This window comes from Mannheimia haemolytica (genome assembly GCA_900638155.1).
Lineage (GTDB): Bacteria > Pseudomonadota > Gammaproteobacteria > Enterobacterales > Pasteurellaceae > Mannheimia > Mannheimia glucosida.
The window spans coordinates 751,994-777,747 of the sequence record LR134495.1 but is presented as its reverse complement, the minus strand read 5'-3'; the positions used below and the strand labels follow the sequence as shown (position 1 = coordinate 777,747).

Below are 25,754 nucleotides of genomic sequence, written 5' to 3'. Positions count from 1 at the left end.
GTTCACTCCATTAAAATTCTTGTTTTCAAAAAGATAAAAATTAAATATTTTTCACATCAATACTGCCTTGAAAACGACTTCCGAAGGCAAACACATTTTCGGCACAAACATCAATACAACGTCCGCAGGTAATGCAATCTTTAGATAAGATAACCGTGCTTTCCTCCGGTTTACCGTGTAGCGGCACACGCAACACTTGAGGTTCCGGACAAACGTTGTAACAATCCATACAATTATCGCAACGGTTACGATCTACTACTTTGACTTTAATCAGGCTTTTCGCCCCAATTAAGGCATAAGTTGCACCAATCGGGCAAAGGTGACCGCACCAGCCGTGTTCTGCCACCAATAAGTCAAACAAGAACACCACTAAAACCAGCCAAAGCGTTGCTCCTAAACCGAATACAAACACCCGACCGAGAGCCGCAACCGGGTTGATCCACTCCCACAATAGTGTTCCGGAAATTGCACTACCGACTAAAATCACCACCAAAATCACATAGCGTAAATTGCGTGGAATTTTAGTATTTTGGCGAATACCAAGTTTGCGTCTTAACCAAGCAGCGGTATCTGTTACCATATTCATCGGGCAAACCCAACTACAAAACAGCTTGCTGCCGACAATGCCGTAAAACGCCACCATAATTAACGCCCCAATTAACACCGTCCATTCAGGACGATAGCCGGTTGCTAATACTTCAGCAGCCATTAATGGATCTGTCATCGGCACGGTATCTAACAATAAGCTACCGCTATAATTGCCTTTTAGAATCCAAACATTCCAAAGTGGGCCACTTAAAAACATCAAGATAATGCTGAATTGGCTTAAACGTCTTAAAATCAAAAAGCGGTAAGCGTGCCACCAACCTAGTTTCTGACGAGCCTCTAAGCCCGCATTTTTTGGAGAATTGGCTGCCATTATTTCACCCCCTTGAGATTCAAGTCTAAATCAGGGAAATGCTCCGGAGCTTCCACCGTCGTAGAGTTCGGCACATAGTTTTGTGTCGCTCGACTTGGCGTCGCCACTTTCACATCAGGTTTTACTTCCATATGCTGATACACCGGCTCGTGTAAGCCTTCCGGCATTCGAGCATCATAAGCTGGGCGTAAACCCTCTGGGTGAACATCTTCAATCAGCGATTTACCGGCATTTTGTTTCTCTTGCCAGCCTAAACGATAGTGACGACCGAGCAAGCCTTTGGCTAAATCCATCGGTAACACTTTGATCGCTGCCTCTTCCAATACGCAAGCCTGTTCACATTTACCGCAACCGGTGCAAGCATCAGAATGCACGGTCGGAATCAGTTTGGCGTGAATCGAGGTACGGTCGTTATGCACTTTCTCAAGAGTAATCGCTTTGTCGATTAACGGACAAACACGGTAACACACATCACAACGCAAACCTTGCCAGTTAAGACAAGTTTCGTGGTCGAGCAACGCCGCAAGCCCCATTCGTGCATCGTCAATGTCTTTTAGCTCTTCGCTTAATGCCCCGGTTGGGCAAGCATTCATACAGGGAATATCCACGCACATTTCGCAAGGCTTATCCCGTGCGATAAAGTATGGTGTGCCGGCTTCCACTGGCGAAATAAGCGATGCCAAATGCAACATATCGTAAGGACAAGCCTGCACACATTGTCCGCAACGGGTGCAAGCACTCAGGAAATCTTGCTCCGGCAGTGCACCCGGTGGGCGTAGTGCTACCCCTTGACGGGCAAAACTTTGTTGTTGCTGCAGTCCTAAAATGATTCCCACACCGCAAACACCGGCTGCGGTACGGGTTACATTTTTTAAAAACTGGCGACGATTTGGATCCATTTTCATTGTGGGTTCCTCTTAGGTAAGCGGTCGTTTTTGTAAAAAAATTTGCAAATTTGACCGCTTGTCTGGGGCAAATAATTTGCCCCTACAATTAAGCTTTCACCACTTTAACCGCACATTTTTTGAAGTCGGTTTCAAATGAAATTGGATCTGTCGCATCAAGTGTCACTTTGTTGATTAACTGACCGGCATCGAAGAAAGTCGAGTAAATCAAACCTTCCGGACATTTATTACGTCCACGGGTATCTAAGTTCGATACATATTCACCACGGCGTGAAATCACTTTCACTTTATCACCGTGACGTAAGCCACGTTTTTTCGCATCATTTGGGTGCATCCAAACCAAGTTGGTTGGGAATGCTTTGTGTAACTCCGGCACACGGCGGGTCATCGTACCGGTGTGCCAATGTTCTAACACACGACCAGTACAGAACCATAAGTCGTATTCTTCGTCCGGTGCTTCCGCAGGTGGTTCGTATGGCACACCTAAAATCACTGCTTTTTTGTCCGCATTGCCATAGAATGCCACTTCTTCACCGGCTTTAACGTATGGGTCATAGCCTTCGCGGTAACGCCATAAAGTTTCTTTGTATTCGCCGGTTTTCTCGTCTTTTACCACCGGCCAACGTAAACCACGTACTTTGTGGTAGGTGTCAAAGTCGGCTAAATCGTGACCGTGACCACGTCCAAATTCCGCATACTCTTCAAATAAGCCTTTTTGAATGTAGTAACCGAAGTGTTCGGCTTCATCATTCATATAGCCCGGAATGTTGGTTGGCACTTGGTAGCTATCTACTTTGCCGTTGCGATAAAGGATTTCATATAGTGTTTTACCACGCAATTCAGGTGCTTTGGCTAATAACTCTTCCGGCCATACTTCTTCTACTTTAAAGTATTTAGAGAACTCCACTAACTGCCAAGTATCCGAGCGGGCATTTGCCGGTCCTTTCACTTGCTGACGCCAGAATTGGGTACGGCGTTCTGCGTTACCGTAAGCCCCTTCTTTTTCCACCCACATACAGGTTGGAAGAATTAAGTCGGCAGCCACCGCTGAAACAGATGGGTACGGATCTGAAACCACAATAAAGGTTTCAGGATTACGCCAACCCGGGAAGATCTCTTCATTAATATTCGGGCCACCCTGCATATTGTTAGTACACATCTGCCATAAGAATTTCATTTTTCCATCTTTTAACGCACGGCTTTGTGCTGTAGCGTGGAAGCCCGGTACATCAGGAATTGCCCCAGCCGGTAATTTCCACGATTTCTCGACAATCTCACGGTGTTTCGGATTCGTGACCACCATATCTGCCGGTAAGCGGTGAATAAATGTACCCACTTCACGGGCAGTACCACAAGCTGACGGCTGGCCGGTGAGTGAGAATGGTCCGCAACCTTCTAACGCAATCTTACCGGTTAATAAATGGACGTTGTACATCATATGGTTTACCCACACACCACGGGTATGTTGGTTAAAGCCCATCGTCCAGAACGACACTAATTTTTGGTTAGGATCTGCATATAATTTTGCTAATGTTTCAAGCTGATCTTTCGGCACACCGGAAATACGGTGTGCTTCTTCTAATGTATAAGGGGCAACGATTTTCTTAAACTCTTCAAAATCGCTGTCATACATTTTACCGGCGGTTTTCGCATTGGTATTTTGTTGTAATTTGTGTTCAGGGCGTAAACCGTAACCGATATTGGTTTCACCCCGTTTAAATTTGGTGTGTTTGTTCACGAAATCCCAGTTTACTTTATCGTTTTGGATAATGTAGTTAGCAATGTAGTTTAAGATTGCTAAATCTGAGTGTGGTTTGAAGATAATCGGTGTATCGGCTAATTCAAACGAACGGTGTTCGTAAGTAGACATTACCACCACTTTCACTTTGTTGTCTGATAAACGGCGATCAGAAATACGAGACCATAAAATCGGGTGCATTTCTGCCATATTTGAGCCCCAAAGCACAAACGCATCGGTTTTTTCGATGTCGTTATAGCAGCCCATCGGCTCGTCCATACCAAAGGTACGCATAAAGGCAACCGCAGCGGACGCCATACAGTGGCGGGCATTTGGGTCAATCGTATTTGAACGGAAACCACCTTTCCAAAGTTTTACTTTCGCATAACCTTCAAAAATGGTTGTTTGGCCTGATGAGAACATACCTACTGCATTCGGGCCGTCATTTTTAATAATGGTTTTGATCTTCTCCGCCATAATGCTAAAGGCTTGATCCCAAGAAACCGGCGTGAAATCGCCGTTCTTGTCGAATTTGCCGTCTTTCATACGCAACATTGGCTCTTGCATACGGTCTGCACCGTACATCATTTTGGATAAGAAATAACCTTTAATACAGTTTAAACCACGGTTTACTTCTGCATCCGGGTCACCTTGGGTTGCCACTACTTTACCGTCTTTGGTACCAACCAGCACGCTACAACCTGTACCACAGTAACGACAAGGGGCTTTATCCCAACGGATACCGGTATCATCTGCCTGAACGTTTTTCACAGGAATCATAATTCCTGCGGCTGCAGCAGCTGCCACAGCGGCGTTCGCTTTCATAAAATCTCTACGATTGAGTTCCATAACTATGTCCCACGTTTGGCTTCAAAAATAATCATTAATCACTGTTCATCGATGTAATTAGAAATTAAAGACACCACAATCACGCCTTTAATATCTCTTACTTGATCGATTCGATCGGAAAGGGCTAAATGCACATTGCTTTCGATCGTCACGACCAATTTGCCTTCATCTGTTTTCTCACCGTGAATTTCGGTATGAGGAATCTTCAGAATCTCGGCTTTTACTTCTTCCAATTTTTCCGGTTTTGCTTGCACCACGAGGCTGCATACATACCAGTTTTCCTGTTCGGATAATTTTTCACTCATCTCTGTTTGCCTGTATTTGTAATGGCTGAATTTTTATCGCACTTGTCGGGCAAACGCTTAAACAAGCCCCACAGCCATTACAGCTTTCTAAATTTAATACCATTTCGGCAATGCCACCCAAACTCGGGCGGAAACGAATCACTCTCATCTCGCAGCTATCGCCACAGCTTCGGCACTCCGTTCCCAACTTTAATAAACAGCCGGCTTGAATCTCAATTTTATGGCTCCAAGGCTCTTCCGACACTTCTCGAAATACATCCGCCTCGCAAGAATGCACACATTTTTCACAAAAGGTACATTCACCACGGCTAAAATCAATTTCAGGGTAGCCCGCAGCACCTTTTACAATAATCTGGGTTTCGCAAGCCTGAATGCAGTTACCGCAAGCGGTGCATTTTTCTAAAAAATTTGCTAAATTAGCCCAAGGCGGACGAATCGGCTCATACCCTTGCTGACTGACTTTTTGGCTTTTTAACGAGTCTAAAAATTGCCCTCGCAAAAAGCTACGGCGAGGAAGTGATTGATTAGGATAATCAGTCAAGAAAACACCTTTTTACTCATCACTATAATAGGCTAAATTATCTAATGTTCACTTAAAACCGTTCATTCCTCAAACGGGGTATTTGCCGGTATATTCGCCAAAACATTGATTTTCATCAAAGAAAGTTTCGCTAAAATCTTCTAATAGCTACCTCGACACAGTAAAGGAAAATGCTATGAATCACCTGATTATTTACGCACACCCGAATCCCACCAGCTTTAACCATGCGATTTTGGAAAAAACGATAGCAGCTTCCTTTCCAAATAAGGTGGTTGTGCGAGATCTCTACCAACTCAACTTCAAGCCGATATTAGACTGGGCGGAATTTCAAGGCACACTCAGTCAACACTATGAAGCAGATGTGGCAATTGAGCATCAATATTGGCTTGAAGCTGATGTGATTACGTTAATTTATCCGCTTTGGTGGATGGGCTTTCCGGCAATTTTAAAAGGCTATTTAGACAGGGTGTTAAGTTATGATTTTGCCTATCGTAACGGGGAAATTGAAAGTATCGGCTTGCTTACCGGCAAAAAAATGCAACAATTTGTAACGCTCGGTAATTCCAATGAAAAATATGAACGAAAAGGCTTTTTAGCAGCATTTGAACATACGCTGGGAAAAGGGCTGTTTGAGTTCTGTGGGATTCGTGATGTAAAAATGCACTATTTCGGTAATATTGGACTAAAAGAAACCGATTATGCAACCATTTTGCAACAAGTTTCAATATCTTGTAGAGAAATCTTAAAATAAGCAAGCGGTTAAATTTTACTGTTTTTTTGCAATAACGTAAATTTAACCGCTTGTACCATTAGGATAACTTAGTCAATCGGTGGTACATAAGTCCCATTCACAATTGAATCTTTAATCCGAGCTGCTTCTGCCAACACCTGAGCTAATAATGCTTTTACGTTTTCAAGTGTTGCAATCGGACTTAAGGTAGTCATTTTCAGTGATTGATGCTCACCGACTTTGGTCACACCGATATTCGCTTCGCCACGAGCAAATAATTCATCTGCCACATTTTGGTTTAAGGTATCCACAAACTCTGCCGGATAGCCTTGTGGCACAACACGGAATAAGACTGAGGCAAATTGTGCCGGCACTAACATTTCCAAGCCATCGGTAGCATTAATGTAGGCTTCCACTTCTTTAGAAAGATAAACCCCGTGGTCGATCATCGAAGCGTATAGATTTTCGCCCAAGGCTTCAACGGTAAACCATAATTTTAACGCATCAAAACGGCGGGTAGTTTGTAATGATTTTGACACCAAATTCGGTACGCCGTGTTCTTCGTCATATTCCGAGTTCAGGTAGTCTGCCTTGTAATCAATAAAGCGGTAATTCGCTTCATCTTTTAATAAGAACGCCCCACATGAAATCGATTGGAAGAAATGTTTGTGGAAATCAAGGGTAATCGAATCGCTCAATTCAATGCCATCTAAGAAATGGCGGAAATCTTTCGACAGCAATAATGCTCCGCCCCAAGCAGCATCAACGTGAACCCAAGCCTGATGTTCATCGGCTAATTTGCGGATCGCTTTTAAATCATCAATCGCACCGGCATCGGTCGTGCCTGCGGTTGCGACGATACAAGCCACAATTTTGCCTTCGGCTTTTAAATCCGCTAAGGTTTTCGCAAGGGCTTCAACGTCCATTTGTGCATTGGCATTTGACGGCACAGTCACTACCGATTGGAAACCCATTCCCATCATTGCCATATTTTTTTGCACAGAGAAGTGAGCATTTTCCGAACAAACCACTTTCACTTTTTGCATTGCATCGGCAGGAATACCGTCGGCTTGCACCGACCACTCTGAACCGTCTGCCTTTTTCCAATGGTTCGCTATCGCCCAGTCACGAGCCAATAATACGCCCATCAGGTTTGATTGCGTACCACCTGAGGTAAAGACTCCTGAAGTTCCTTTGCCATAGCCGACTTTTTGACGTAGCCAGTCAATTAAATGCTCTTCCATAATCGAACCTGCCGGGCTTTGATCCCAAGAGTCCATTGATTGGTTGGTGGCATTAATTAACACTTCTGCAATTTGGCTGGTTACCATTGTCGGGCAATGTAAGTGGGCCAAAGAATGAGGGTGGTGAACTTTGAGGCTTGGCTTTAAGAAAATTTCCACCAAATGTTCCAGTGATTTTTGCACGCCCACACCGGCTTGGGTTGGGTTAAAGCCGTTGATTTTTGCACGCAACTCTTTAATTGAGCCACCGGTGTACATTTTTTCTTCTTTCAGCCAATCTGAAACCGCTTTTACCGCATTGTTCATCGCCGATTCATAATCAGCAATCGATTTTGGATCGCTACAGAACAGGGATTGTCTGTGTTTTTCTAGGTTTGACATTATTTCTATCCTATTGGTGTAGGGGCGAATAAATATTCGCCCCTTTTTACATTAGGGCGAAAAATGTTTCGCCCCTACCATTCTAACTATTAACCACGCACCGCTTTCACTGCTTCGGTAACAGATTGCTTGAAGCGTTTAATAAACTCTCCACATTCTGCTTGGGTAATATTCACGGCACAAAGAACACGCACCACATTACCGCCACGTCCGCCACGCTCTAATAACAATTTGTTTTTAAAGCAGTATTTTTGAATTGCAACGGCTAAATCGCAATCACGCGGGTATGCACCTGTTGCATCTTTTGGCTGACGTTCATCAACAATATCAATTCCCATCATTAAGCCTTTACCACGCACATTGCCGATACAAGGTAATTCTTTGCTTAATTCACGTAATGCGTTAGTTAAGTATTCGCCACGCTCTTGTGCGTTTTTCGCTAAATTCTCTTCACGCATAATTTTAAGCGATACATAGCCGGTTGCCATTGCTAATTGGTTACCACGGAATGTACCGGTATGACCTGCCGGTTGCCAAGCGTCAAACTCTTTTTTGATCGCTAATACCGCAAGCGGTAAGCTACCACCAATCGCTTTTGACATTACTACGATATCCGGCTCAATGCCTGCGTGTTCAAAGGCAAACATTTTCCCTGAACGGCAGAAACCGGCTTGAACTTCGTCCACAATCATTAAGATGCCGTGTTTTTGAGTAACTTCACGCACTTTTTGTAAGAAGCTGATTGGAGCCGGCACTACACCGCCTTCACCTTGAATGGCTTCAAGGATCACCGCTGCCGGTTTTACCACGCCGCTTTCAACATCTTCAATAAAGTTCTCAAAATAATGTTCAACTGCTTTTGCACCGGCTTCGCCACCAATGCCAAACGGACAGCGGTATTCGTGCGGATAAGGCATAAACTGTACGCCCGGCATTAAGCCTTGTACTGCATTTTTCGCACTTAAATTACCGGTGAGCGATAACGCACCATGGGTCATTCCGTGGAAACCACCGGAGAAAGCAATTACGTTTCCACGACCAGTGTAGGTTTTGGCTAATTTAATTGCCGCTTCGTTAGCATCTGCACCAGACGGGCCAGTAAATTGGAGGATATATTTATCTTTTGGAAAGAAAGAGAGTAATTCTTCCGTAAAAGCATCTTTTAACGGAGTCGTAATATCTAACGAGTGTAAAGGTAAACCACTGTCTAATACATCTTTAACTGCTTGGATTAATTTAGGGTGGTTATGACCTAATGCAAGCGTTCCTGCACCTGCTAGGAAATCGAGGTATTCGTTGCCTTCAACATCAGTTACCCAAACGCCTTGTGCTTTTTGGTAAGCAAAAGGTAATTTACGTGGGTAGCTACGCACGTTTGATTCCATTGCATCTTGGCGATCTAAAAAATATTGGTTTGAAGCAAGAACGGCTTGAATAGGAGTTTTAATTGTCATTGAAAATAAACCTTCTACAAGAGGTGAAAAAAATAAGTCGGGTGCCTTGCGGAAAGCCTAAGCTTTCTATTCCTAAAAGAATAGATGCCATGGGGCATTTGACTCGCTACTTATTAAAAAAAGCGTTTCAGCTTTTTTGTTTTTACCCTATATGCCCCTAAGGAATAAAGAAATTGGGATAGGTTGGAAACAGACTTAAATGTAGGGTTACGTTTAAGAGAGCGTATGATACCTTTTTTTATTAAAAAATAAAGTTTTTTTGCCTAATAAATCGCTGAAATCAGTATTTTCAAAACAGAAGCAATTATAAAAAAACCCGACATAAGTCGGGTTCTGAAATTTAAAACAAAATTATTTAATTTTTGCTTCTTTGTAGATAACGTGTTTACGCACAACTGGATCAAATTTTTTGATTTCCATTTTTTCAGGCATATTACGTTTGTTTTTATCTGTTGTGTAGAAGTGACCAGTTTCTGCTGTAGAAACTAAACGGATTTTCTCACGAGCGCCTTTAGCTGCCATTTTTTAGCTCCTTAGATTTTTTCGCCACGAGCACGGATTTCAGCTAATACTGCATCAATGCCTTTTTTATCAATAATACGCATACCTTTCGCTGTTAAGCGTAAAGTTACGAAACGGTTTTCGCTCTCAACCCAGAAACGGTGAGTGTGAAGGTTTGGTAAGAAACGACGTTTAGTCGCATTCATTGCGTGTGAGCGGTTGTTACCAACTGCTGGACGCTTGCCGGTTACTTGGCAAACTCTTGACATTTGAATTTCTCCAATAATTTTAAGCTTAAAAATGGTTCGGGCGATCTCACAAAAGGCGTTGCTCAACCAACTCCTCCGATTTTGATTGCCTCGTCAGGCATTAACCCGACCACAGTCTATGTAATAAAGACTGCGGATTATACCGATTTCATTTGTTATATTCAAGTAGAATTTATATGCGTATCTTTTTACTATTTCAGGAGAAATGTTCAAGCTTAAATAGAACAAGCGGTCATTTTCTATCAGAAATTTGCAAAAATGAATGCTCTTGCATCTCTAATTTCTCTTCCTCAAAGGAAAAATAGTCCCCTTTGCCGACAATAATATGATCCACAAAACGAATATCGACCAGCTCGCACGCCATTTCGATCTTTTTAGTCAGGCTTCTGTCCGACTCACTCGGCAGACAAGAACCTGAAGGGTGATTATGTGCCACAATAATTGCCGCAGCATTATATCTTAACGCTCTTTTAATAATCTCCCGAGGGTGAACGGCGGTTTGGTTAATCGTACCAAAGAACATTTTTTCTTTATAAATCAACCGGTTTTGGTTATCCAAAAACAACACCATAAAGACTTCCCGATCTTCCTCTTCCAATTCGGTTTGGAAATACATAATCGCCATATAAGGGGCTTGAATCATCTCGCTAAATTCCATTTGCTGAGCCAAATAGCGTTTAGTCATCTCTTTAGAGGCTTGTAACTGAATGTATTTGGTTTTGCCTAAACCGTAAATTTTGCAAAAATCATCAATATTTGCATTCAGTAATTGGCGTAACGAGCCAAATGCCATCAATACACTCTCTGCCAATGCCAACACAGGCACAGCTTTCGTGCCCGTCCGTAAAAAAATTGCTAATAATTCGGCATCAGTTAATGAAGCTGCCCCCTGTGTTAATAATTTCTCTCGCGGCATCATTGTTGGCTCTTGAGAATCTTCATCAAAAAAATCGTTCATTTTTTCCTCCATCAATTTAGTTAAGCATAAAAGAGCCAACCTTTACAGACAAAGGGATTTATTCAATTTTTCGAGCAAGATCGCAAAAATAGTGAAGTTGTGAGCAACTCCTTATTCCGCTAAAATATGCAAAATGAATCCACGCTTTAAGGATAGTAAAGATGTTACAAAACAAAAAAATTTTAGTCGGCATTACCGGTGGGATTGCAGCCTATAAAACCATTGAATTTATCCGCCACTTAAAAAAGGCAAATGCGGAAGTGCGTGTAGTGCTAACCCCAGCAGCAGAAGCCTTTGTAACGCCTTTGACCTTACAAGCGATTTCCGGCAATGCGGTTTCCACTTCACTACTCGACCCACAAGCCGAACTGACGATGGGGCATATTGAGCTGGCAAAATGGGCGGATTTAATCGTTATCGCCCCGGCAAGTGCCGATTTTATTGCTCGCCTGCGTATGGGAATGGGCAACGATTTACTTTCCACTCTCTGCCTTGCAACCGCAAGTCCGATTCTGCTTGCTCCGGCAATGAATCAACAAATGTACAAGCAAATTGCGGTGCAAGAAAATCTGTCTGTTTTAGTCAATCGTGGCGTTCAGCTCATCGGCCCGAATAGTGGCTTCCAAGCCTGTGGTGATGTGGGGGCTGGCAGAATGTCTGAGCCTGAAGAAATTTACCAAGCGGTGTTGGCTCACTTCTCCATCAATCAAGATTTACAGGGCTTAAATGTAACGATTACCGCCGGACCGACTCGTGAGGCGATTGACCCTGTACGTTATATCAGCAACCACAGCTCCGGCAAAATGGGCTACGCGATTGCCAATGCCTTTGCCGAACGTGGAGCAAAGGTTACGTTGATTAGCGGTCCGGTGAATTTACCAACGCCGAAAAATGTGGAACGAATTAATGTGGAATCTGCGGTAGAGATGGAGCAACAAGCGGTTAAATTTGCCCAAAAATCTGCAATTTTTATCGGCTGTGCAGCGGTTGCTGATTACCGAATGGCGGAAATTTCCAACCAAAAAATCAAGAAAACCGATGAAAATGATGAACTCACGCTAAAATTGGTGAAAAACCCCGATATTATTGCGAATGTTGCCCATCTTACCGAAAATCGCCCCTTTGTGGTTGGTTTTGCCGCAGAAACACAAAATATGGCGGAGTACGCTAAATCGAAACTAGAACGCAAAAATCTAGATATGATTTGTGCCAACGATGTGTCAGGCGGACAAGTGTTCGGGCAGGATCAAAATGCGTTGCATTTGTTCTGGAAAAATGGTGAAAAAACGCTTCCTCTGGCGGATAAAAGCAAATTGGCAGAAAGTTTGGTACAGGAAATTGTAAAACATTATCGAGAAAAATAATGAAATTACTGGTTAGCCATTTTCATCAAGGCGAAGGGAAATTTCCTACATTCTCAGCTGGTACTGCCGTTCGATTAGGGAGTGAATGTGTAAACTACCCAAACTGGTTTGCCTGTGAAATTGACGGTTGGAAAACCTTTGTGCCAAGCCATTTTATTAGCGAAGGTAAATTGATATGCGATTATAACCCAACGGAACTTGTTGCAGCACAAGGCGAGAGAGTAGAACTCCTTGAACTACATTACCAATGGGCAATTGTCAAAAGAGAAAACGAAATTGGCTGGCTACCTTGTGAAATCTTAAGGGTAATAGGATGAAAATTATGCAACTTACGTCAAATCAGTATATCAACGACATTAAACATATTCTTTTATCTGCTCGCCAAAAGGCGTATCAAGCCGTGAATTCGGCAATGGTCGAAGCCTATTGGAAAATTGGCGAACGAATTGTGCAAGAAGAGAAAAATATGGTCAAAGATCAAAATGAAAAAGTATAATATTGTATTTGCAGCAGATAAAAACTACCTGCCATATTTAGAGATTGCCTTAAAATCACTATTAGCTCATCATAGTCATTTATCTATTTTTATATTGAGTACTGGCGATATTTCTCACCACTGGATAGAAACATTACGCCCCTATTTAGAAAATAGATATTCAACATTAAGACTTGGCTATTTAGATTCAAATAATTTAGCAAATTTTAACTCAAACGGCTATATTACCACTTCAACTTATCTACGATATTATATTGAAGAACTATTTGAACACAGCGATAGCCCATATTGGATTTATTTAGATTGCGATCTTGTAGTTAATGGAAATATTACGGATCCATTTACAAACCTAGATTTTTCTTTTGGAAATATTGCTGCAATTGCTGATCCTTATGTAAACAAACTAAAAAATCATCCCTATATTTACAAAAACTATTTCAATGCTGGTGTATTTTATCTAAATGCAAAGCATTTTAGTAAGCAACCATTTATAAAGCTTACTGAGAGATTTAAAGAAAATTTACCATTTGGGGATCAAGATATTCTTAATTACTGCTTTCAATATAATTGGATTGAGTTAGATCGAAAATATAATTATCAAACAGAACATTTATTAGATGATATTGCCCAGCAAAAAATTTCGCCAAATTATATTCCACATATAATTCATTTTACTGGAGGAATAAAGCCATTAGAAGGTAAATTTAATTCAAGTTACGTTGAAAACGTTGCAAGTTTATTTCGATTTTACCACAACACAAGCTGGGAAATATTGACTGAACTTCCAATTGGAACGATACAATTAAAACCTTTTATAACTGAATAATATAGTTTTAAAAATTTACAAAAAGGACAAACAATGAAACAAATTGATTTAAAAATTTTAGACAGCCGTATTGGTACCGACTTTCCATTACCGGCGTATGCGACAGAAGGCTCAGCAGGGTTGGATTTACGGGCGATGCTCAACGAGCCACTGACGGTAAAAGCCGGTGAAACGGTATTGATCCCAACGGGGATTTCAATTTATATCGCCGATCCGAATTTGGCGGCAGTGATCTTGCCAAGATCCGGTTTAGGGCATAAAAACGGGATCGTGCTAGGCAACTTGGTTGGGTTGATCGATAGCGATTACCAAGGCGAGCTGAAAGTGTCACTTTGGAATCGTAGCCAAGCTGATTTTACCGTGAACGTGGGCGACCGTATTGCTCAGTTGGTCTTTGTGCCGGTGGTGCAGGCAAGTTTTAACATTGTGCAAGAATTTGAGCAGACCAACCGTGGCGAAGGCGGTTTTGGGCATTCAGGTAAGCAATAATAGGATTGGCAATGACAGAACCTAAAATTAAAATGCCGAAAAAATCAGTGGTCGAACGTCGCCAACAAGTGCTGGAAGTGTTAATCAGCTTGTTAAATTCGGAAGAAGGTATGCAGCGAGTCACTACCGAGCGTTTAGCCGCTGCAGTGGGGGTGTCGGAGGGGGCGTTGTATCGCTATTTCCCAAGTAAAACCAAGATGTTTGAAGCGTTAATCGAGAAAATCGAGCAAACCCTCACCAGCTATATTCACGCTAATAAACGCCAAGACAGCAGTGCCAATTCGGTGCGAGCCATTCTTTATGTGATTTTAGAATTTGCTCGCAAAAATCCGGGTGTTACCCGCATTCTGACTGGACATGCCTTGATGTTTGAAGAGGAGCTGCTCAAAGCTCGAGTGGCAAAATTCTTTGATAACTTGGAGTTACAATTTGCCAATATTTTGCAACTTAGCAAACTGCGTGAACGCAAGAGCTTTGAAGATGAGAGAGCATTAGCCGGTTATTTAGTGAATTTCTGCGAAGGACAATTTTTACGCTTGGTTCGTTCTAATTTCAGCTATAACCAACACCAACATTTTGAAAAACAGTGGGCATTTATTAAGCCTTTATTTGATTAATTATGATTATACCTTGGCAAGAACTCGAAGAATCAACTTTACATAATATTTTGGATTCCTTCATTTTACGAGAAGGCACAGACTACGGGGAAAGGGAACTTTCTCTGGCGGAAAAAAGAGAACGATTACTCACACAACTTAAGGCAGATAAAGTGGTGATTGTTTGGTCGGAGTTACACGAAAGCCTTGATATTAAAGACAAAAAATCTTTTTTAGGCTAACCTTTAATTTCGTGTTAAAATTCTAAAAATTTAACCTAGTATAAGAGTTATAGGAAATACTATGCAAGATATGACACTTTCAACAGCTCCTCTGGAAAATGTAACTCCTCCGCCCTCTATTCACGACCCTGCGGTGGAGTGGTTTTTAACCCATTGTCATATCCATCGTTATCCGGCGAAATATACACTAATTCACGCTGGTGAAGATGCAGAATCACTTTTCTACATCGTAAATGGCTCTGTGTCGGTTTACATCAAAGATGATGAAACCAAAGAGATGCTCTTAACTAACTTAGGCACAGGCGAGTTTGTGGGCGAATTAAGTTTATTTGAAGAAAAAGCCCAACAACGTACCGCTTACGTCCGCACTAAAGGCCCGTGTGAAATTGCGGAAATTTCCTATAAAAAATTCAAACAGCTAGTCCATTTAAACCCCGATATTTTAATGTATTTATCGGCACAAATGGCTCGCCGTTTACGTCAAACTTCACGCCAAGTCGGTAATCTTGCCTTTTTAGACGTTGCCGGTCGCATTGCTCAAACCTTACTCAACTTGGCTAAAATGCCAGATGCAATGACTCACCCAGAAGGTATGCAGATCAAAATTACTCGCCAAGAAATCGGACAAATGGTCGGTTGCTCTCGTGAAACCGTGGGACGCATTATGAAAATGTTGGAAGACGAAGGCTTGATTTCTGCTCACGGCAAGACCATTGTGGTATATGGGGCAAGGTAATTCTGAATGTAGGGCAGGTCCTGTGCTTGCCCAAAATCTTAATTGCAAAATTTTGTAAAAATATCACCGCTTGTTATTTCCACTTCTTAACTAACTAATTTGATGATGATACACAGTTTAACCCCTTTTCACACTTTCCATTTGCCTGCAAAAGCAACCCAAATTATTGAATTTACCACAGCCGAACAGCTATTGAGTGAATGGCAAAAAGCCTTTCACGCTCAACTGCCGATTTTAATTCTCGGGCAAGGCTCTAACGTTTTGTTTTTAGAGGATTTTGACGGCGTGGTGTTAGTGAATAAACTCAAAGGGATTGCACATCACGAAGACGAACACTTCCACTATTTGCACGTTCAAGGCGGGGAAAACTGGCACGAATTGGTTAAATGGACGTTGGCACACAATATCGCCGGCATTGAAAATTTGGCATTAATTCCGGGTGTCGCCGGCTCTGCTCCAATTCAAAATATCGGGGCTTACGGGGTTGAATTTGAACAGCTGTGTGATTTCGTGGAAGTGTTAAATTTACGTTCCGGCGAACGCTTTAAGCTATCCAAATCCGACTGCGAATTTGGCTACCGTGAAAGCGTGTTTAAACACCAATACCGTGATAAATTTGCGATTATCTCGGTAGGCTTAAAATTAGCTAAAGCGTGGAAACCGGTGCTAAGTTACGGCTCATTAGCCCAACTCAATCCGGCAACGGTTACCGCACAACAGATTTTTGATGAAGTCTGTGCGGTTCGCTCCTCAAAATTGCCTAACCCTGATGAATTTGGCAATGCCGGCAGCTTTTTTAAAAATCCGGTGATTTCAAACGAACAATTTGCACCAATACAAGCCAAATTCCCAACCATTCCGCACTACCCTCAAGCTGATGGCTCGGTAAAATTAGCCGCAGGTTGGTTGATTGACCAAACCGGGCTGAAAGGCTTACAAATTGGCGGAGCGGCGGTACACACCCAGCAAGCCTTAGTGCTGATTAACAAAGAAAATGCAACAGGGCAAGATGTTTTGGCATTAGCCAAAACCGTTCGCCAGAGAGTGAGAGAAAAATTTGGGGTAGAAATTCAGCCTGAAGTGCGTTTTATCGGCAAGAACGGCGAGGTCGATAGCGAAAAAATCACTCGCTAAGTGGGGAAATAATGAAACTTAACCAAGCTCAAATCCAAAATGCGTTAATTTGCGGGCAAGCCGTTGTGTTCGATGAAATTGATTCAACCAATGAATATTTGCTCACGCATCACCACAGTTTGGAAAACGGCACGGTTTGCCTCGCCGAAAAACAAACCGCTGGGCGTGGCAGACGCGGTCGAACTTGGTATTCGCCCGAGAGTGAAAATCTCTATTTCTCGATTTTATGGCATTACCCCATGGAGCAGGCGGCAGATCTACCGCCCCTAAGTTTAGTGGTTGCACTCATTATTGCCGAAAGCCTTACCGCTCAAAAGGTGAAAGATATTCAAATTAAATGGCCGAATGACATTTATTACCAAGGCAAAAAAATGGGGGGCATTTTATTGGAAACCCAAGCCAATCGCAATGGTTTAGATGTAGTTATCGGCATTGGGCTAAACTTAGGAATGGCAAAAGTGGATGAAAATATTGTGACGCAAGCGTGGGCAGATTTATCGCAATATAATTTCGACCGCAATGAATTGGTTTGCCGTTTAGCCTATGAATTGCAAAAAAATCTCAAAATTTACCCGCTTGTCGGCTTCGCTCATTATGCCGAACGCTGGCAAAGTTTCGATCTTTTCCGCCACAAAGCGGTTAAGCTCATTACCGAAGCCGAAGAAATCCACGGCATTTCGCAAGGCATTAACGAGAAGGGCGAACTTATTCTAAAACAGGGCGATGACCTCCGCTATTTCGGCATCGGTGAAATTTCACTAAGGGCGGATTAGCCCTCTACAAGCGGTCGGATTTTATTGTTTTTTTGCAAATTACTTGCCAAAAATAACCGCTTGTCATCTCTCTTTTTATATCATTTCGTTATAACAAAATGCTTTTTGTTCTTTACTCCTCATTGTGGAAAAGGTAATCTTCGTAAGTTAATCCTAAGATTAAGCGGAGAATAATATGAAATTTCCAACTTTAACTAAAATCAGTGCAAGCGTGTTAGCGGTATTAGCTTTAGCGGCTTGTGATGATAAAAGCAATGAAAATAAAGCTACAACAGCGGCAAAACCGCAAGCCGAGAAAACCTTTGTAAACTGCGTTAGCCGTTCACCAACCGGCTTTAGCCCGATTTTAATGATGGACGGATTATCTTATAACGCTAGTTCGCAACAAATTTATAACCGCTTGGTGGAATTTGCACCGGGAACAACCGACATTGAACCGGCATTGGCAGAAAGCTGGGAAATCAGCGAAGATGGCTTAACTTACACCTTCAAATTACGCAAAGGCGTGAAATTCCATTCAAACAAAGATTTCACCCCAAGCCGTGAATTTAATGCAGACGATGTCGTGTTTTCATTTAATCGTCAGTTAGACAAAAACCACCCTTACCACACTGTTTCAAAAGGGAGCTACCCGTATTTTAATGCGATGAAATTCCCGACTTTATTGAAATCAGTGGAAAAAGTGGACGACAATACCGTTCGTATTACTCTAACCAAACGTGATGCCTCATTCTTATCTAGCCTTGGTATGGATTTTACTTCAATTTATTCGGCTGAATATGCAGATAAAATGATGAAAGCCGGTACACCTGAAGCGGTAGATACCACGCCAATCGGCACAGGCCCGTTTGTATTTAGCGGTTATGTGTTGGATCAAGCCAGCCGTTATGTAGCAAACAAAGAGTATTGGAAAGGCAAGCCGGACATCGACCGCTTAATTTTCGAGATCGTGCCAGATGCAACGACCCGCTATGCTAAATTACAATCCGGTCAATGTGATTTAATGGACTTCCCGAATGCGACCGACATCGAGAAAATGAAAAATGATCCGAAGATCAATTTACTTTCGCAACCGGGCTTAAACATTGCGTATGTGGCATTTAATACGGAAAAAGCACCTTTTGATAATCCAAAAGTGCGTCAAGCACTAAACTTAGCGGTAGATAAAAAGGTGATTATTGATGTGGTATATCAAGGTAATGGTTTTGCAGCGAAAAACCCACTTCCACCAACGATTTGGGGATACAACAACAGCTTGCCGGACTCTGAGCATAACATTGAGAAAGCGAAACAGCTATTAGCTGAGGCAGGTTACCCGAACGGTTTTGAAACTGACTTATGGGTACAGCCGGTGGTTCGTGCTTCTAACCCGAACCCACGCCGTATGTCTGAAATTATTCAAGCGGATTGGGCAAAAATCGGGGTAAAAGCCAATTTAGTCACTTATGAATGGGGCGATTACATTAAACGCACCAAAGCAGGTGAATTAACTGCCGGAACTTACGGTTGGTCTGGAGATAACGGCGACCCGGACAACTTCTTATCACCATTATTTGGTTCTGATAATATCGGTAACAGTAACTACGCGCGCTTTACTAACCCTGAGTTAGATGCCTTATTAGAAAAAGCATTATCTTCATCAGATAAAGCAGAGCGTACCAAGTTATACGAGCAAGCACAGGTTATCTTAAGAGACCAAGCACCGTGGATTAACGTGGCTCACTCGGTAAACTTTGCGCCAACCAGCAAACGAGTGCAAGGTTATAAACAAAGCCCGTTTGGATATACTTACTTATATCCGGTGAAAATTGTAGATTAAAAAATCATTGTAAATTAAAAATCAGGGGCGAAAATTTTTCGCCCCTGCACATCTCTAATAATCCTTAATCTCAAACTCTCGTTGTAGATTTTCAATGCTTTCGATCTGCTCAAAACCATCGAATTTCGCTACCTCTTCCGCTTTGGTTTTGGTGCCGATAGCTTGGCTGACAAACACAAAGCCTTGCTTTTCGATCACGGCTTTTTGGTAAAATGCCACAATATCTGCTTTGGTGAGCCCTTTGGTTAATTCAATCACCTGTTGCAAGCGGTCAAATTTCGGGTTATTTCTGCTAAAGTCTGAACCGAACTCGGAAAACTCTTCAGCCAAAGACTCCGGTTTATATTGTAGTTTTTCCACCAAGCTATCACGGTATTTTGCAAACTCCTCTTCTGATAAGTTTTGTAAACGTGCTAAGGCTTGTTTAAAGAAACGTTCGTTATGCTCTAAAATGCCTGCCGGTGTTGTGTTCGGGCTTTGCACCATAAACTGAATGCCGGCAGTTTTGCCGATGACATTGTCGGTAGCATAAACCACATAGCCTAGTTGTTTATCAGTGCGTAAATCATCAAAATACCAGCGAGAAATAATACTTCTGAGCAACTTGGCACGAGTAAAACTTTCCAACTCACTATAACCGTTCGGCATAAATGCCATTAGCAACGCATTATCTTCATTCGGCACGTTTTTAACCACATTAATCTTACGCTTACTGGTGCTCACATCTACATACTGTCCGGTAGCATTTGCAGATTTTTGGTTTTTTATGACCGCTTGTAAATCCTCCGCCAGAGCAGAAACCTGCTCTGCCGACAAATTCCCCACCGATAACAGCTTAAAGCTGCTGCTCTCTTGTAAAATTCGCTGGCGTAGCTGATCGATATCCGCAAGGGTAATGCTATCAATCATCGCCCGCTGTTTCGGCACATCAAAATAAGGGTAAGAAGCAAAACGGCTTAATACAGCATTAGCCTGATTAAGGCTGTTTTCTTTTTCATTGCGATCCAGCTCTTGGTGCAAACGCTGTTTCGCCTGTGCCAATACGTTCTCGTTAAGCTCAAAGCGGCTGAACTGTTTCACGCTGTCTAGCATTAATTTCGCCAGATGTTGGGTGTACCCCTCTGCACTTAAGGCTAAACCGTTTGCCGCCGGGGCTAAACTTAAATTCATACCCGCCACCGAAGACTGAAAATCCAGCTTGGTTTGAGCCAAATTGTTCATATAACCCAAAATAGACGCTGCGGTCAGGCTCTTTAAGTCATCTTTTCTCGGGCGAATATTAAAACCAACGCTAATTTTAGCCTTCGGTTCATTCGCAAAATGCACACTCGGCATGGCATAAATTAAATTGCCCGCTTGGTCGTTAATCAATTTCGGTTTAGTTAAGCCGGTCTCGACCTTGTTTAGCGTAAAATCGGTGGTGAAATATGGGTTTAATTCAGGCAAGTTGAGCTGTGGATTTTGACTGAAATCCAACCATTTTTGTTTTTGCTCTGCGGTGATTTTTGCCACCGAATAGCCTGCTTCAAAATAAGGGGTTTTCTTGTCGGTTTTGGCAGTATCACTCACCAGCATAATACGGGCATTATCAATATTCATCGCCGCCAATTTTGCTTTAATGGCTTCATTATCCATCGCTTCGGTCAAATAAGGCTGATCGATAACGTGTTCTAGTGGAAAATAGAGCATCTGGTCGGCAATAAATTCCACAAAATCCATATTTTTTTCTACTTGCAGATGTTGGAAGTCTTGCTTCAGGCTCTCTTTAACTTCACTAAAATAGCTCTCTGCAATACCTTCTTGTTTGATCTTCTCAATTTGCTGGAAAACCAGTGAAATAATTTTATCTTGCTCACTCAAGCCTTTATCGGTTAGCTCAATGTAAATATCAAACGAGCCACGCTCACGCCCGATATTGGCACTGCTCACTGCCTCAATACCACCGTCAGATAACCCCTGCTTAATTAAGTAATCCGACAATGTACCATCGGTGTTATTGTTCAGCATATAAGCAATATATTCGCCGGTTTTGTGCTTGAACTGCATTTCGTCATTCGGAAAATCAAAGCCAATCACTAACATTTTGGTCGATTTCACCGGTTTATATTGAATAAATACCGATTTATCTTCATCACGATAACGTGGCTCAGCGGTTTGCGGTATGCTGAAATGTTTATTTTCCATTTTGCCTAAAGTGCTGGCTGCCAATTTTGCCATCTGCTCAATCGACTGATTGGAATAAAGCACCACCTTAAACAGATTCGCAGAATAATGCTGTTTATAAAATTGCTCTAACTCGGTTTGTAATTTGCTATCCGGCTTGTCAGATAACGTCTCTTTATTGCCTACCGCAAATTTGGTAGCGGGATGAGCCGGATTTGCGGTGGCTAAATTCACGCTGTGCAATAAATGCCCATCGTGCGATTTAGCTCGTACCATCTCCGCATTGACCGCATTTACCTCTTTCTTGGCGTTGGTTTCCAACAATAACGGGAATGCTAGCGTATCTGCTAGCCGTGTGACCGCTTCGCTAAAGGCTTCATTATTAACTTGCAGATAATAAGCAGTGCGGTGAGAAGCGGTTGAGGCATTATTCATACCGCCATTTTTGGTTAAAAAACCATCTAAACTGTTAGTTTCCGGATAGTTTTTCGACCCCATTAAAATCATATGTTCAAGGTAGTGAGCCAACCCTTGCTGAGAAATCGGGTCGTCCATTGAGCCAATCGGGATAATGGCAGACATCAGCGATTTATTCGCTTGGCTGTCAGAAATCAGTAGCACTTCCATTCCGTTATCCAGTTTGATGCCTTGATAAATCGCTTTATCATTCGGGCTTTTGTTGATGCTCTGTTTAATCAGCTCAAAACCGAGTTGGGATTGAGGTTGACTAGCGGTCGTTTTTTCTGCGTTTCTTGCAACTTCTGCCAATGCAGGGTAGGTCATCACATTAATAGCAAAAGCCGCCGCAACGAATTGGGTAAGAAAAGATAATTTCATACATCTCCTTTTGAAATTAACATTGTAGTAATAAATTGACAGTAAAATACGGGGAAAATTCTATTTTTATAGGTAAGGCGAATCATTATTCGCCTTTCATCATTTTGTAAATTTTTAGCCAAAAACGACCGCTTGCAGTTAATCGTTTTTCGCTATTTTCTGATTCATTAAGCTAAACCAGCTTTGAGTACGTTGGTAAATGGCTTGAGAATCCAGCTCTTTAGTTTGAGCAAGAATCCGATTGAGGTAACTGCCGTCTCGCTCATCTTTCTCCGCAATGCTTGAGAGAAATTGCTCGCTGTTTGAACCATCTCCCTTAAGATACTCCTCAATTTGGTTATACACTACCAGCTGGGCTTGCGATAATCCGTCCACATAAGCATTCAAATAAATGCTTAATTGCGATAATGCTTCCGCCTGCGAAACCGCTTCAAAGCTCAACACGCCAACTTTTTCACCCTCTCGGTAATAGAATTTCACCGTTTTGTCAGGGAAATAGGCACACAATAATAAATGGTAGATCCAAGTCTGAATCTTGTCTTTATCTCGTAAATGCCCTACTCGCCATAGCACCACTTCATTCTGATATAGGTTGGCAATATTGCCGTTTAGGGTGAGGGTTTGGCGTTCCAACTCAAGCCCCTGATTAACACTCAAAATACGGCTTTCGCTTGCTAAATAGTGGCTTAACGCCGTTTGCATTTCGGTAATTTTGCCGATCAAATCTTGTGTGGCGATTTGAGCAAAATGGGAGGCAGGTAAATTGCCTTTGAGTTGCTCTTCGGCAAAAAAGCGTTGCTGTTGTTCTGCATTTACCGTTAATAATTCATTTAAGATCCGGTAATTATCCAGCCCCGACATTTCAAAAATTTCGCTTTCATCAATGGTATCGTCATAAGTGTTAAACGAAATCCCCAACACCTTCACAAAGAAAAACCTAATCGGATTCTGCACAAAGGAAATTAACTCATCGAGTTCTAGCGAAGCCACACCTTCATTGATTAAAGGCTCGCTGAGAAAATCTTGTACCACAGAGGTTGGCTTGATAATCCACTCTGCGTTGTAAGCGTGATCTCGTGGGTGAGTAAAATTCTTTTTGCTAAACACGGTCAGCGGTTGCTTTCTGACCAAAGCTTTCTCCACTTCACCGCCTAATTGTTGCTTCAATTCAGGCGTTAAAGCTTCATTCATTGTATCTAGCAGTTGAGAAACCAAAATCGACGGTAGCATCTCTTTGCCGTCTTTTTGTGACTGCCCAACATAGCTGATGTAAAACACTTGCTGAGCAGAAAGTAGAGCCTCTAAGAACAAATAGCGATCATCATCACGTTTGGCACGGTCGCCCTTTTGCGGGGCGTACTGCATTAAATCAAAGCTATTGATTTGTTGTTGGCGAGGGAAATCTGCCTCATTCATACCTAGTAAGCAGACTACCTTGAATGGAATCGCTCGCATTGGCAGAAGGGTGGCAAAATTCACCCGCCCGACTAAGAAATTAAGTTGTTGCGAATGTTGGCTGAGTTGTTGCTCAAACAATAAGGCTAAAATCTCAATTTGCAGATCGTCTGAAAAATGGGTGGCAGAAATTTGCTCGATAATCTGATCATTCACATTATTCAACAATAAAATTGATGCGGCATTTTCAGCATTTTCTTGGTACAGATCTGCAATCAAATTTTTTATTGCCTGATACCAATTTGCTAAGGGCTGTGGCATTTGGATAAACTTCACCCACGTTAATAAAGCTTCAATGAAAGAGGCAAGTCGCCCTACCAATTCGGCATTTAAGCCATAGCTATCCCCAAAGGCAAGGGTGTTTTCCCAAATTCCCTGCTCTTCTTTCAGACTGGAGCCAAGCAATAAACGGTTTAGTCCGTTTTCCCACGAATTGTAGTTTTGCCAGTGAGGTTGCTCAATTTCCACACCGGAACGTACCCCGGCACTTCTCGCCCAAACCCGCAGGGTATGAATATCTTCTTGACTAAAGCCAAAACGGGTTTGAATCGCATTGACTTCCAGTAAATCAAACAGATCTTCGGCATTAAACGGGCTTTCTTTCATTACCAGTAGTTGTAGGAAACTGTAGATAATCGGATCAACCTGCGTGAATGCCTGATCGGATAATGAAAAAGGAATATAGCGTGGATCCCGATTGCCCGTCTGATTACCGGTATAGTAGCGAGAGAACACCGCATCAATATAAGGTGCGTATCTATTAATATCCGGCGACATCACGATAATATCTTTCGGCAGCAAGGTGCTATCTCGCTCAAACAAGTTCAGTAGCTGGTTATGCAACACTTCCACTTCTCGCATCGGGCTGTGGCACGAATGAATTTGGAGCGAATTATCGGCGGTTAAATCGGTAATAGTGGCGTAATTTTCTAAGCTGAAAATCTGTTTTTTGAGTTTATTAAGGTTGCTGTTTTCCTCAAGTTCGACAAAGACATCAATGGTATTCGGCTCAAATTCGATTAATTGAGCTAAGAAATCTCGCCCTTGTTTGCCCCAAAGATTCAGCAGTTTATTGCTTTGCTCTGCCAATAAGTTATCCAGATCATCTTGCGAAATCTTGTGGCTTAATGCCAATTTTTGCCACACTTTTTCTTCCACACTGTCGCCCCAATATTTTTCGCTTGGGTTGAAAAAGAACAGGTGGATATCGCAATGCTCGCTGAGTTTCTTAAACACCGCTAACTGTAATGGCGAGAAGGACGAAATGCCAAAAATGAAAATGCGTTTTGGCAATTTGGCTTTTTCTACATCGGTCAGTGAATCTAACTTGGCAAAGTAATTTTGTTGCAAATAAGCACGGTGGGAGGTAGTAAAAACCTGCTCATCAGATTCCGATTGCAGATCAGATACAATCTGCTGCCATAAATGGCTTTGCCATTTCATATCGGCTCGAATTAAATCAAAATCAATTGGCTTGGCGGCAGTTGCAATTTTTATCTCATTTTCGACCGCTTGTAAGTCGTCCTCTTCCCAGCTCACCAGCCAATGCGGGCGATACACCAAATATTGGTCGAACAATTCGGCAATTTTGGCAGAAAGTTGATAGAGCTTAAGCTGATACTGCTCTTTATTAGGTTGCTCACCTAAATAACGCTTTAACGGAGCAAACTCCGATAGTGTCAAGCAACTCGGCAATAACCGCATAATCCGCCAAACCAACGAACTACGCTCAAAAATATTCTCTTTCGGCAGCTCCGGGAACAACAGCCGATACTGCTGCCATAAAAAGGTAGTGGGGTAGAGAAAATCACAATTCCCCATCACACCGTTTAATTCAGCAATCTGCATTTGTAGCCACTGTGCCATCCCCTGACTTTGAATCAAAATGGTTTCCGGCTCAAACGGATCTTCAAGTGGATTTACCTGCTGGATTTTCACCAGCATCTCCGCCAGTGATGAAATTTGGTTGGATTGGTAAAGTGTAAACATAATAACGCCTCGCTAATCGAATTATTGTCCTCCAAAGCGAG

24 protein-coding genes are annotated in these 25,754 nt (G+C 42.3%); 12 read left to right on the top strand and 12 right to left on the bottom strand.

Annotated elements, in window-relative coordinates; translation table 11 throughout:
• Window positions 1-40: 40 nt before the first annotated feature.
• The 5 genes from napH to napF all read right to left on the bottom strand — a co-directional run bounded on the left by napH (window position 41) and on the right by napF (window position 5,257).
• On the bottom strand, window positions 41-919 hold the full coding sequence (gene napH / locus EL242_RS04080) for a quinol dehydrogenase ferredoxin subunit NapH (RefSeq protein WP_126301602.1): 879 nt from the start codon (window positions 917-919) through the stop codon (window positions 41-43).
• Window positions 919-1,824, bottom strand: a complete 906-nt coding sequence (gene napG, locus EL242_RS04075) for a ferredoxin-type protein NapG (RefSeq protein WP_126301601.1) — start codon at window positions 1,822-1,824, stop codon at window positions 919-921. The genes napH and napG overlap by 1 nt, the downstream gene beginning before the upstream one ends.
• Before the next feature lie 88 nt (window positions 1,825-1,912).
• Window positions 1,913-4,411, bottom strand: a complete 2,499-nt coding sequence (gene napA, locus EL242_RS04070) for a nitrate reductase catalytic subunit NapA (RefSeq protein WP_126301600.1) — start codon at window positions 4,409-4,411, stop codon at window positions 1,913-1,915.
• A 38-nt stretch (window positions 4,412-4,449) separates the two neighbouring features.
• Window positions 4,450-4,716 (bottom strand): chaperone NapD, encoded by a 267-nt coding sequence (locus EL242_RS04065; protein WP_006248701.1) that lies wholly within the window; start codon window positions 4,714-4,716, stop codon window positions 4,450-4,452.
• Window positions 4,709-5,257 carry a ferredoxin-type protein NapF gene (gene napF, locus EL242_RS04060; RefSeq protein ID WP_126301599.1) on the bottom strand — a complete coding sequence of 183 codons (549 nt, stop codon included), beginning with the start codon at window positions 5,255-5,257 and terminating at the stop codon, window positions 4,709-4,711. Before napF ends, EL242_RS04065 begins: the two co-directional genes overlap by 8 nt.
• A 175-nt stretch (window positions 5,258-5,432) precedes the next feature.
• On the opposite strand from napF, the gene EL242_RS04055 reads away from it, so the two are divergent.
• Entirely contained in the window at window positions 5,433-6,008 is a 576-nt protein-coding gene (locus EL242_RS04055; protein WP_126301598.1) for an NAD(P)H-dependent oxidoreductase, read from the top strand.
• A 68-nt stretch (window positions 6,009-6,076) separates the two neighbouring features.
• On the opposite strand, the gene ddc is transcribed toward EL242_RS04055, so the two are convergent.
• From ddc to radC, 5 genes are all read right to left on the bottom strand, one after another.
• Window positions 6,077-7,612, bottom strand: coding sequence for an L-2,4-diaminobutyrate decarboxylase (gene ddc / locus EL242_RS04050; protein ID WP_126301597.1), 1,536 nt, complete (start codon window positions 7,610-7,612; stop codon window positions 6,077-6,079).
• Between the two features lie 89 nt (window positions 7,613-7,701).
• Window positions 7,702-9,066: a diaminobutyrate--2-oxoglutarate transaminase gene (locus EL242_RS04045; protein ID WP_126301596.1), complete on the bottom strand. Its 1,365-nt coding sequence runs from the start codon at window positions 9,064-9,066 to the stop codon at window positions 7,702-7,704.
• A gap of 351 nt (window positions 9,067-9,417) precedes the next feature.
• Window positions 9,418-9,588, bottom strand: a complete 171-nt coding sequence (gene rpmG, locus EL242_RS04040; RefSeq protein WP_005613503.1) for a 50S ribosomal protein L33 — start codon at window positions 9,586-9,588, stop codon at window positions 9,418-9,420.
• Between the two features lie 11 nt (window positions 9,589-9,599).
• Window positions 9,600-9,836 carry a 50S ribosomal protein L28 gene (rpmB, locus tag EL242_RS04035; protein WP_006251446.1) on the bottom strand — a complete coding sequence of 79 codons (237 nt, stop codon included), beginning with the start codon at window positions 9,834-9,836 and terminating at the stop codon, window positions 9,600-9,602.
• A gap of 232 nt (window positions 9,837-10,068) precedes the next feature.
• Window positions 10,069-10,794 carry a RadC family protein gene (radC, locus tag EL242_RS04030; protein ID WP_232019692.1) on the bottom strand — a complete coding sequence of 242 codons (726 nt, stop codon included), beginning with the start codon at window positions 10,792-10,794 and terminating at the stop codon, window positions 10,069-10,071.
• A 161-nt stretch (window positions 10,795-10,955) separates the two neighbouring features.
• Here radC and coaBC point away from each other — a divergent pair, with 161 nt between their 5' ends.
• From coaBC to EL242_RS03975, 11 genes are all read left to right on the top strand, one after another.
• Window positions 10,956-12,158 carry a bifunctional phosphopantothenoylcysteine decarboxylase/phosphopantothenate--cysteine ligase CoaBC gene (coaBC, locus tag EL242_RS04025; RefSeq protein ID WP_126301595.1) on the top strand — a complete coding sequence of 401 codons (1,203 nt, stop codon included), beginning with the start codon at window positions 10,956-10,958 and terminating at the stop codon, window positions 12,156-12,158.
• Window positions 12,158-12,475 carry a hypothetical protein gene (locus tag EL242_RS04020; protein WP_126301594.1) on the top strand — a complete coding sequence of 106 codons (318 nt, stop codon included), beginning with the start codon at window positions 12,158-12,160 and terminating at the stop codon, window positions 12,473-12,475. The genes coaBC and EL242_RS04020 overlap by 1 nt, the downstream gene beginning before the upstream one ends.
• A 5-nt stretch (window positions 12,476-12,480) precedes the next feature.
• Window positions 12,481-12,654 (top strand): DUF1016 N-terminal domain-containing protein, encoded by a 174-nt coding sequence (locus tag EL242_RS04015; RefSeq protein WP_226318173.1) that lies wholly within the window; start codon window positions 12,481-12,483, stop codon window positions 12,652-12,654.
• Window positions 12,641-13,480 (top strand): glycosyltransferase family 8 protein, encoded by an 840-nt coding sequence (locus tag EL242_RS04010; RefSeq protein WP_126301593.1) that lies wholly within the window; start codon window positions 12,641-12,643, stop codon window positions 13,478-13,480. Before EL242_RS04015 ends, EL242_RS04010 begins: the two co-directional genes overlap by 14 nt.
• A 33-nt stretch (window positions 13,481-13,513) precedes the next feature.
• The gene (dut, locus tag EL242_RS04005; RefSeq protein WP_126301592.1) at window positions 13,514-13,969 is read left to right on the top strand and encodes a dUTP diphosphatase; all 456 of its coding nucleotides are present in this window, start codon (window positions 13,514-13,516) and stop codon (window positions 13,967-13,969) included.
• 11 nt (window positions 13,970-13,980) lie between these two features.
• Window positions 13,981-14,586: a nucleoid occlusion factor SlmA gene (slmA, locus tag EL242_RS04000; protein ID WP_126301591.1), complete on the top strand. Its 606-nt coding sequence runs from the start codon at window positions 13,981-13,983 to the stop codon at window positions 14,584-14,586.
• A gap of 2 nt (window positions 14,587-14,588) precedes the next feature.
• On the top strand, window positions 14,589-14,807 hold the full coding sequence (locus EL242_RS03995) for a YheU family protein (RefSeq protein WP_006248722.1): 219 nt from the start codon (window positions 14,589-14,591) through the stop codon (window positions 14,805-14,807).
• A 61-nt stretch (window positions 14,808-14,868) separates the two neighbouring features.
• On the top strand, window positions 14,869-15,543 hold the full coding sequence (crp, locus tag EL242_RS03990) for a cAMP-activated global transcriptional regulator CRP (protein ID WP_126301590.1): 675 nt from the start codon (window positions 14,869-14,871) through the stop codon (window positions 15,541-15,543).
• Window positions 15,544-15,645: 102 nt separating this feature from the next.
• Window positions 15,646-16,677: a UDP-N-acetylmuramate dehydrogenase gene (murB, locus tag EL242_RS03985; protein ID WP_172595344.1), complete on the top strand. Its 1,032-nt coding sequence runs from the start codon at window positions 15,646-15,648 to the stop codon at window positions 16,675-16,677.
• Window positions 16,678-16,688: 11 nt separating this feature from the next.
• Entirely contained in the window at window positions 16,689-17,450 is a 762-nt protein-coding gene (locus EL242_RS03980; protein ID WP_126301589.1) for a biotin--[acetyl-CoA-carboxylase] ligase, read from the top strand.
• 175 nt (window positions 17,451-17,625) lie between these two features.
• Window positions 17,626-19,269: an ABC transporter substrate-binding protein gene (locus EL242_RS03975; protein WP_126301588.1), complete on the top strand. Its 1,644-nt coding sequence runs from the start codon at window positions 17,626-17,628 to the stop codon at window positions 19,267-19,269.
• A gap of 54 nt (window positions 19,270-19,323) precedes the next feature.
• On the opposite strand, the gene ptrA is transcribed toward EL242_RS03975, so the two are convergent.
• Both ptrA and recC read right to left on the bottom strand, forming a co-directional pair.
• Entirely contained in the window at window positions 19,324-22,269 is a 2,946-nt protein-coding gene (ptrA, locus tag EL242_RS03970) for a pitrilysin (RefSeq protein WP_126301587.1), read from the bottom strand.
• A gap of 138 nt (window positions 22,270-22,407) precedes the next feature.
• A complete protein-coding gene (recC, locus tag EL242_RS03965; RefSeq protein WP_126301586.1) occupies window positions 22,408-25,713 on the bottom strand; it encodes an exodeoxyribonuclease V subunit gamma in 3,306 nt (1,101 codons plus the stop codon).
• Window positions 25,714-25,754 lie beyond the last annotated feature (41 nt).

Coding starts and splice junctions, on each gene's coding strand:
- napH (WP_126301602.1), bottom strand. CDS start 919: ATGGCAGCCAATTCTCCAAAAAATGCGGGCTTAGAGGCTCGTCAGAAA.
- napG (WP_126301601.1), bottom strand. CDS start 1,824: ATGAAAATGGATCCAAATCGTCGCCAGTTTTTAAAAAATGTAACCCGT.
- napA (WP_126301600.1), bottom strand. CDS start 4,411: ATGGAACTCAATCGTAGAGATTTTATGAAAGCGAACGCCGCTGTGGCA.
- EL242_RS04065 (WP_006248701.1), bottom strand. CDS start 4,716: ATGAGTGAAAAATTATCCGAACAGGAAAACTGGTATGTATGCAGCCTC.
- EL242_RS04055 (WP_126301598.1), top strand. CDS start 5,433: ATGAATCACCTGATTATTTACGCACACCCGAATCCCACCAGCTTTAAC.
- ddc (WP_126301597.1), bottom strand. CDS start 7,612: ATGTCAAACCTAGAAAAACACAGACAATCCCTGTTCTGTAGCGATCCA.
- EL242_RS04045 (WP_126301596.1), bottom strand. CDS start 9,066: ATGACAATTAAAACTCCTATTCAAGCCGTTCTTGCTTCAAACCAATAT.
- rpmG (WP_005613503.1), bottom strand. CDS start 9,588: ATGGCAGCTAAAGGCGCTCGTGAGAAAATCCGTTTAGTTTCTACAGCA.
- rpmB (WP_006251446.1), bottom strand. CDS start 9,836: ATGTCAAGAGTTTGCCAAGTAACCGGCAAGCGTCCAGCAGTTGGTAAC.
- radC (WP_232019692.1), bottom strand. CDS start 10,794: ATGAACGATTTTTTTGATGAAGATTCTCAAGAGCCAACAATGATGCCG.
- coaBC (WP_126301595.1), top strand. CDS start 10,956: ATGTTACAAAACAAAAAAATTTTAGTCGGCATTACCGGTGGGATTGCA.
- EL242_RS04020 (WP_126301594.1), top strand. CDS start 12,158: ATGAAATTACTGGTTAGCCATTTTCATCAAGGCGAAGGGAAATTTCCT.
- EL242_RS04015 (WP_226318173.1), top strand. CDS start 12,481: ATGCAACTTACGTCAAATCAGTATATCAACGACATTAAACATATTCTT.
- EL242_RS04010 (WP_126301593.1), top strand. CDS start 12,641: ATGAAAAAGTATAATATTGTATTTGCAGCAGATAAAAACTACCTGCCA.
- dut (WP_126301592.1), top strand. CDS start 13,514: ATGAAACAAATTGATTTAAAAATTTTAGACAGCCGTATTGGTACCGAC.
- slmA (WP_126301591.1), top strand. CDS start 13,981: ATGACAGAACCTAAAATTAAAATGCCGAAAAAATCAGTGGTCGAACGT.
- EL242_RS03995 (WP_006248722.1), top strand. CDS start 14,589: ATGATTATACCTTGGCAAGAACTCGAAGAATCAACTTTACATAATATT.
- crp (WP_126301590.1), top strand. CDS start 14,869: ATGCAAGATATGACACTTTCAACAGCTCCTCTGGAAAATGTAACTCCT.
- murB (WP_172595344.1), top strand. CDS start 15,646: ATGATGATACACAGTTTAACCCCTTTTCACACTTTCCATTTGCCTGCA.
- EL242_RS03980 (WP_126301589.1), top strand. CDS start 16,689: ATGAAACTTAACCAAGCTCAAATCCAAAATGCGTTAATTTGCGGGCAA.
- EL242_RS03975 (WP_126301588.1), top strand. CDS start 17,626: ATGAAATTTCCAACTTTAACTAAAATCAGTGCAAGCGTGTTAGCGGTA.
- ptrA (WP_126301587.1), bottom strand. CDS start 22,269: ATGAAATTATCTTTTCTTACCCAATTCGTTGCGGCGGCTTTTGCTATT.
- recC (WP_126301586.1), bottom strand. CDS start 25,713: ATGTTTACACTTTACCAATCCAACCAAATTTCATCACTGGCGGAGATG.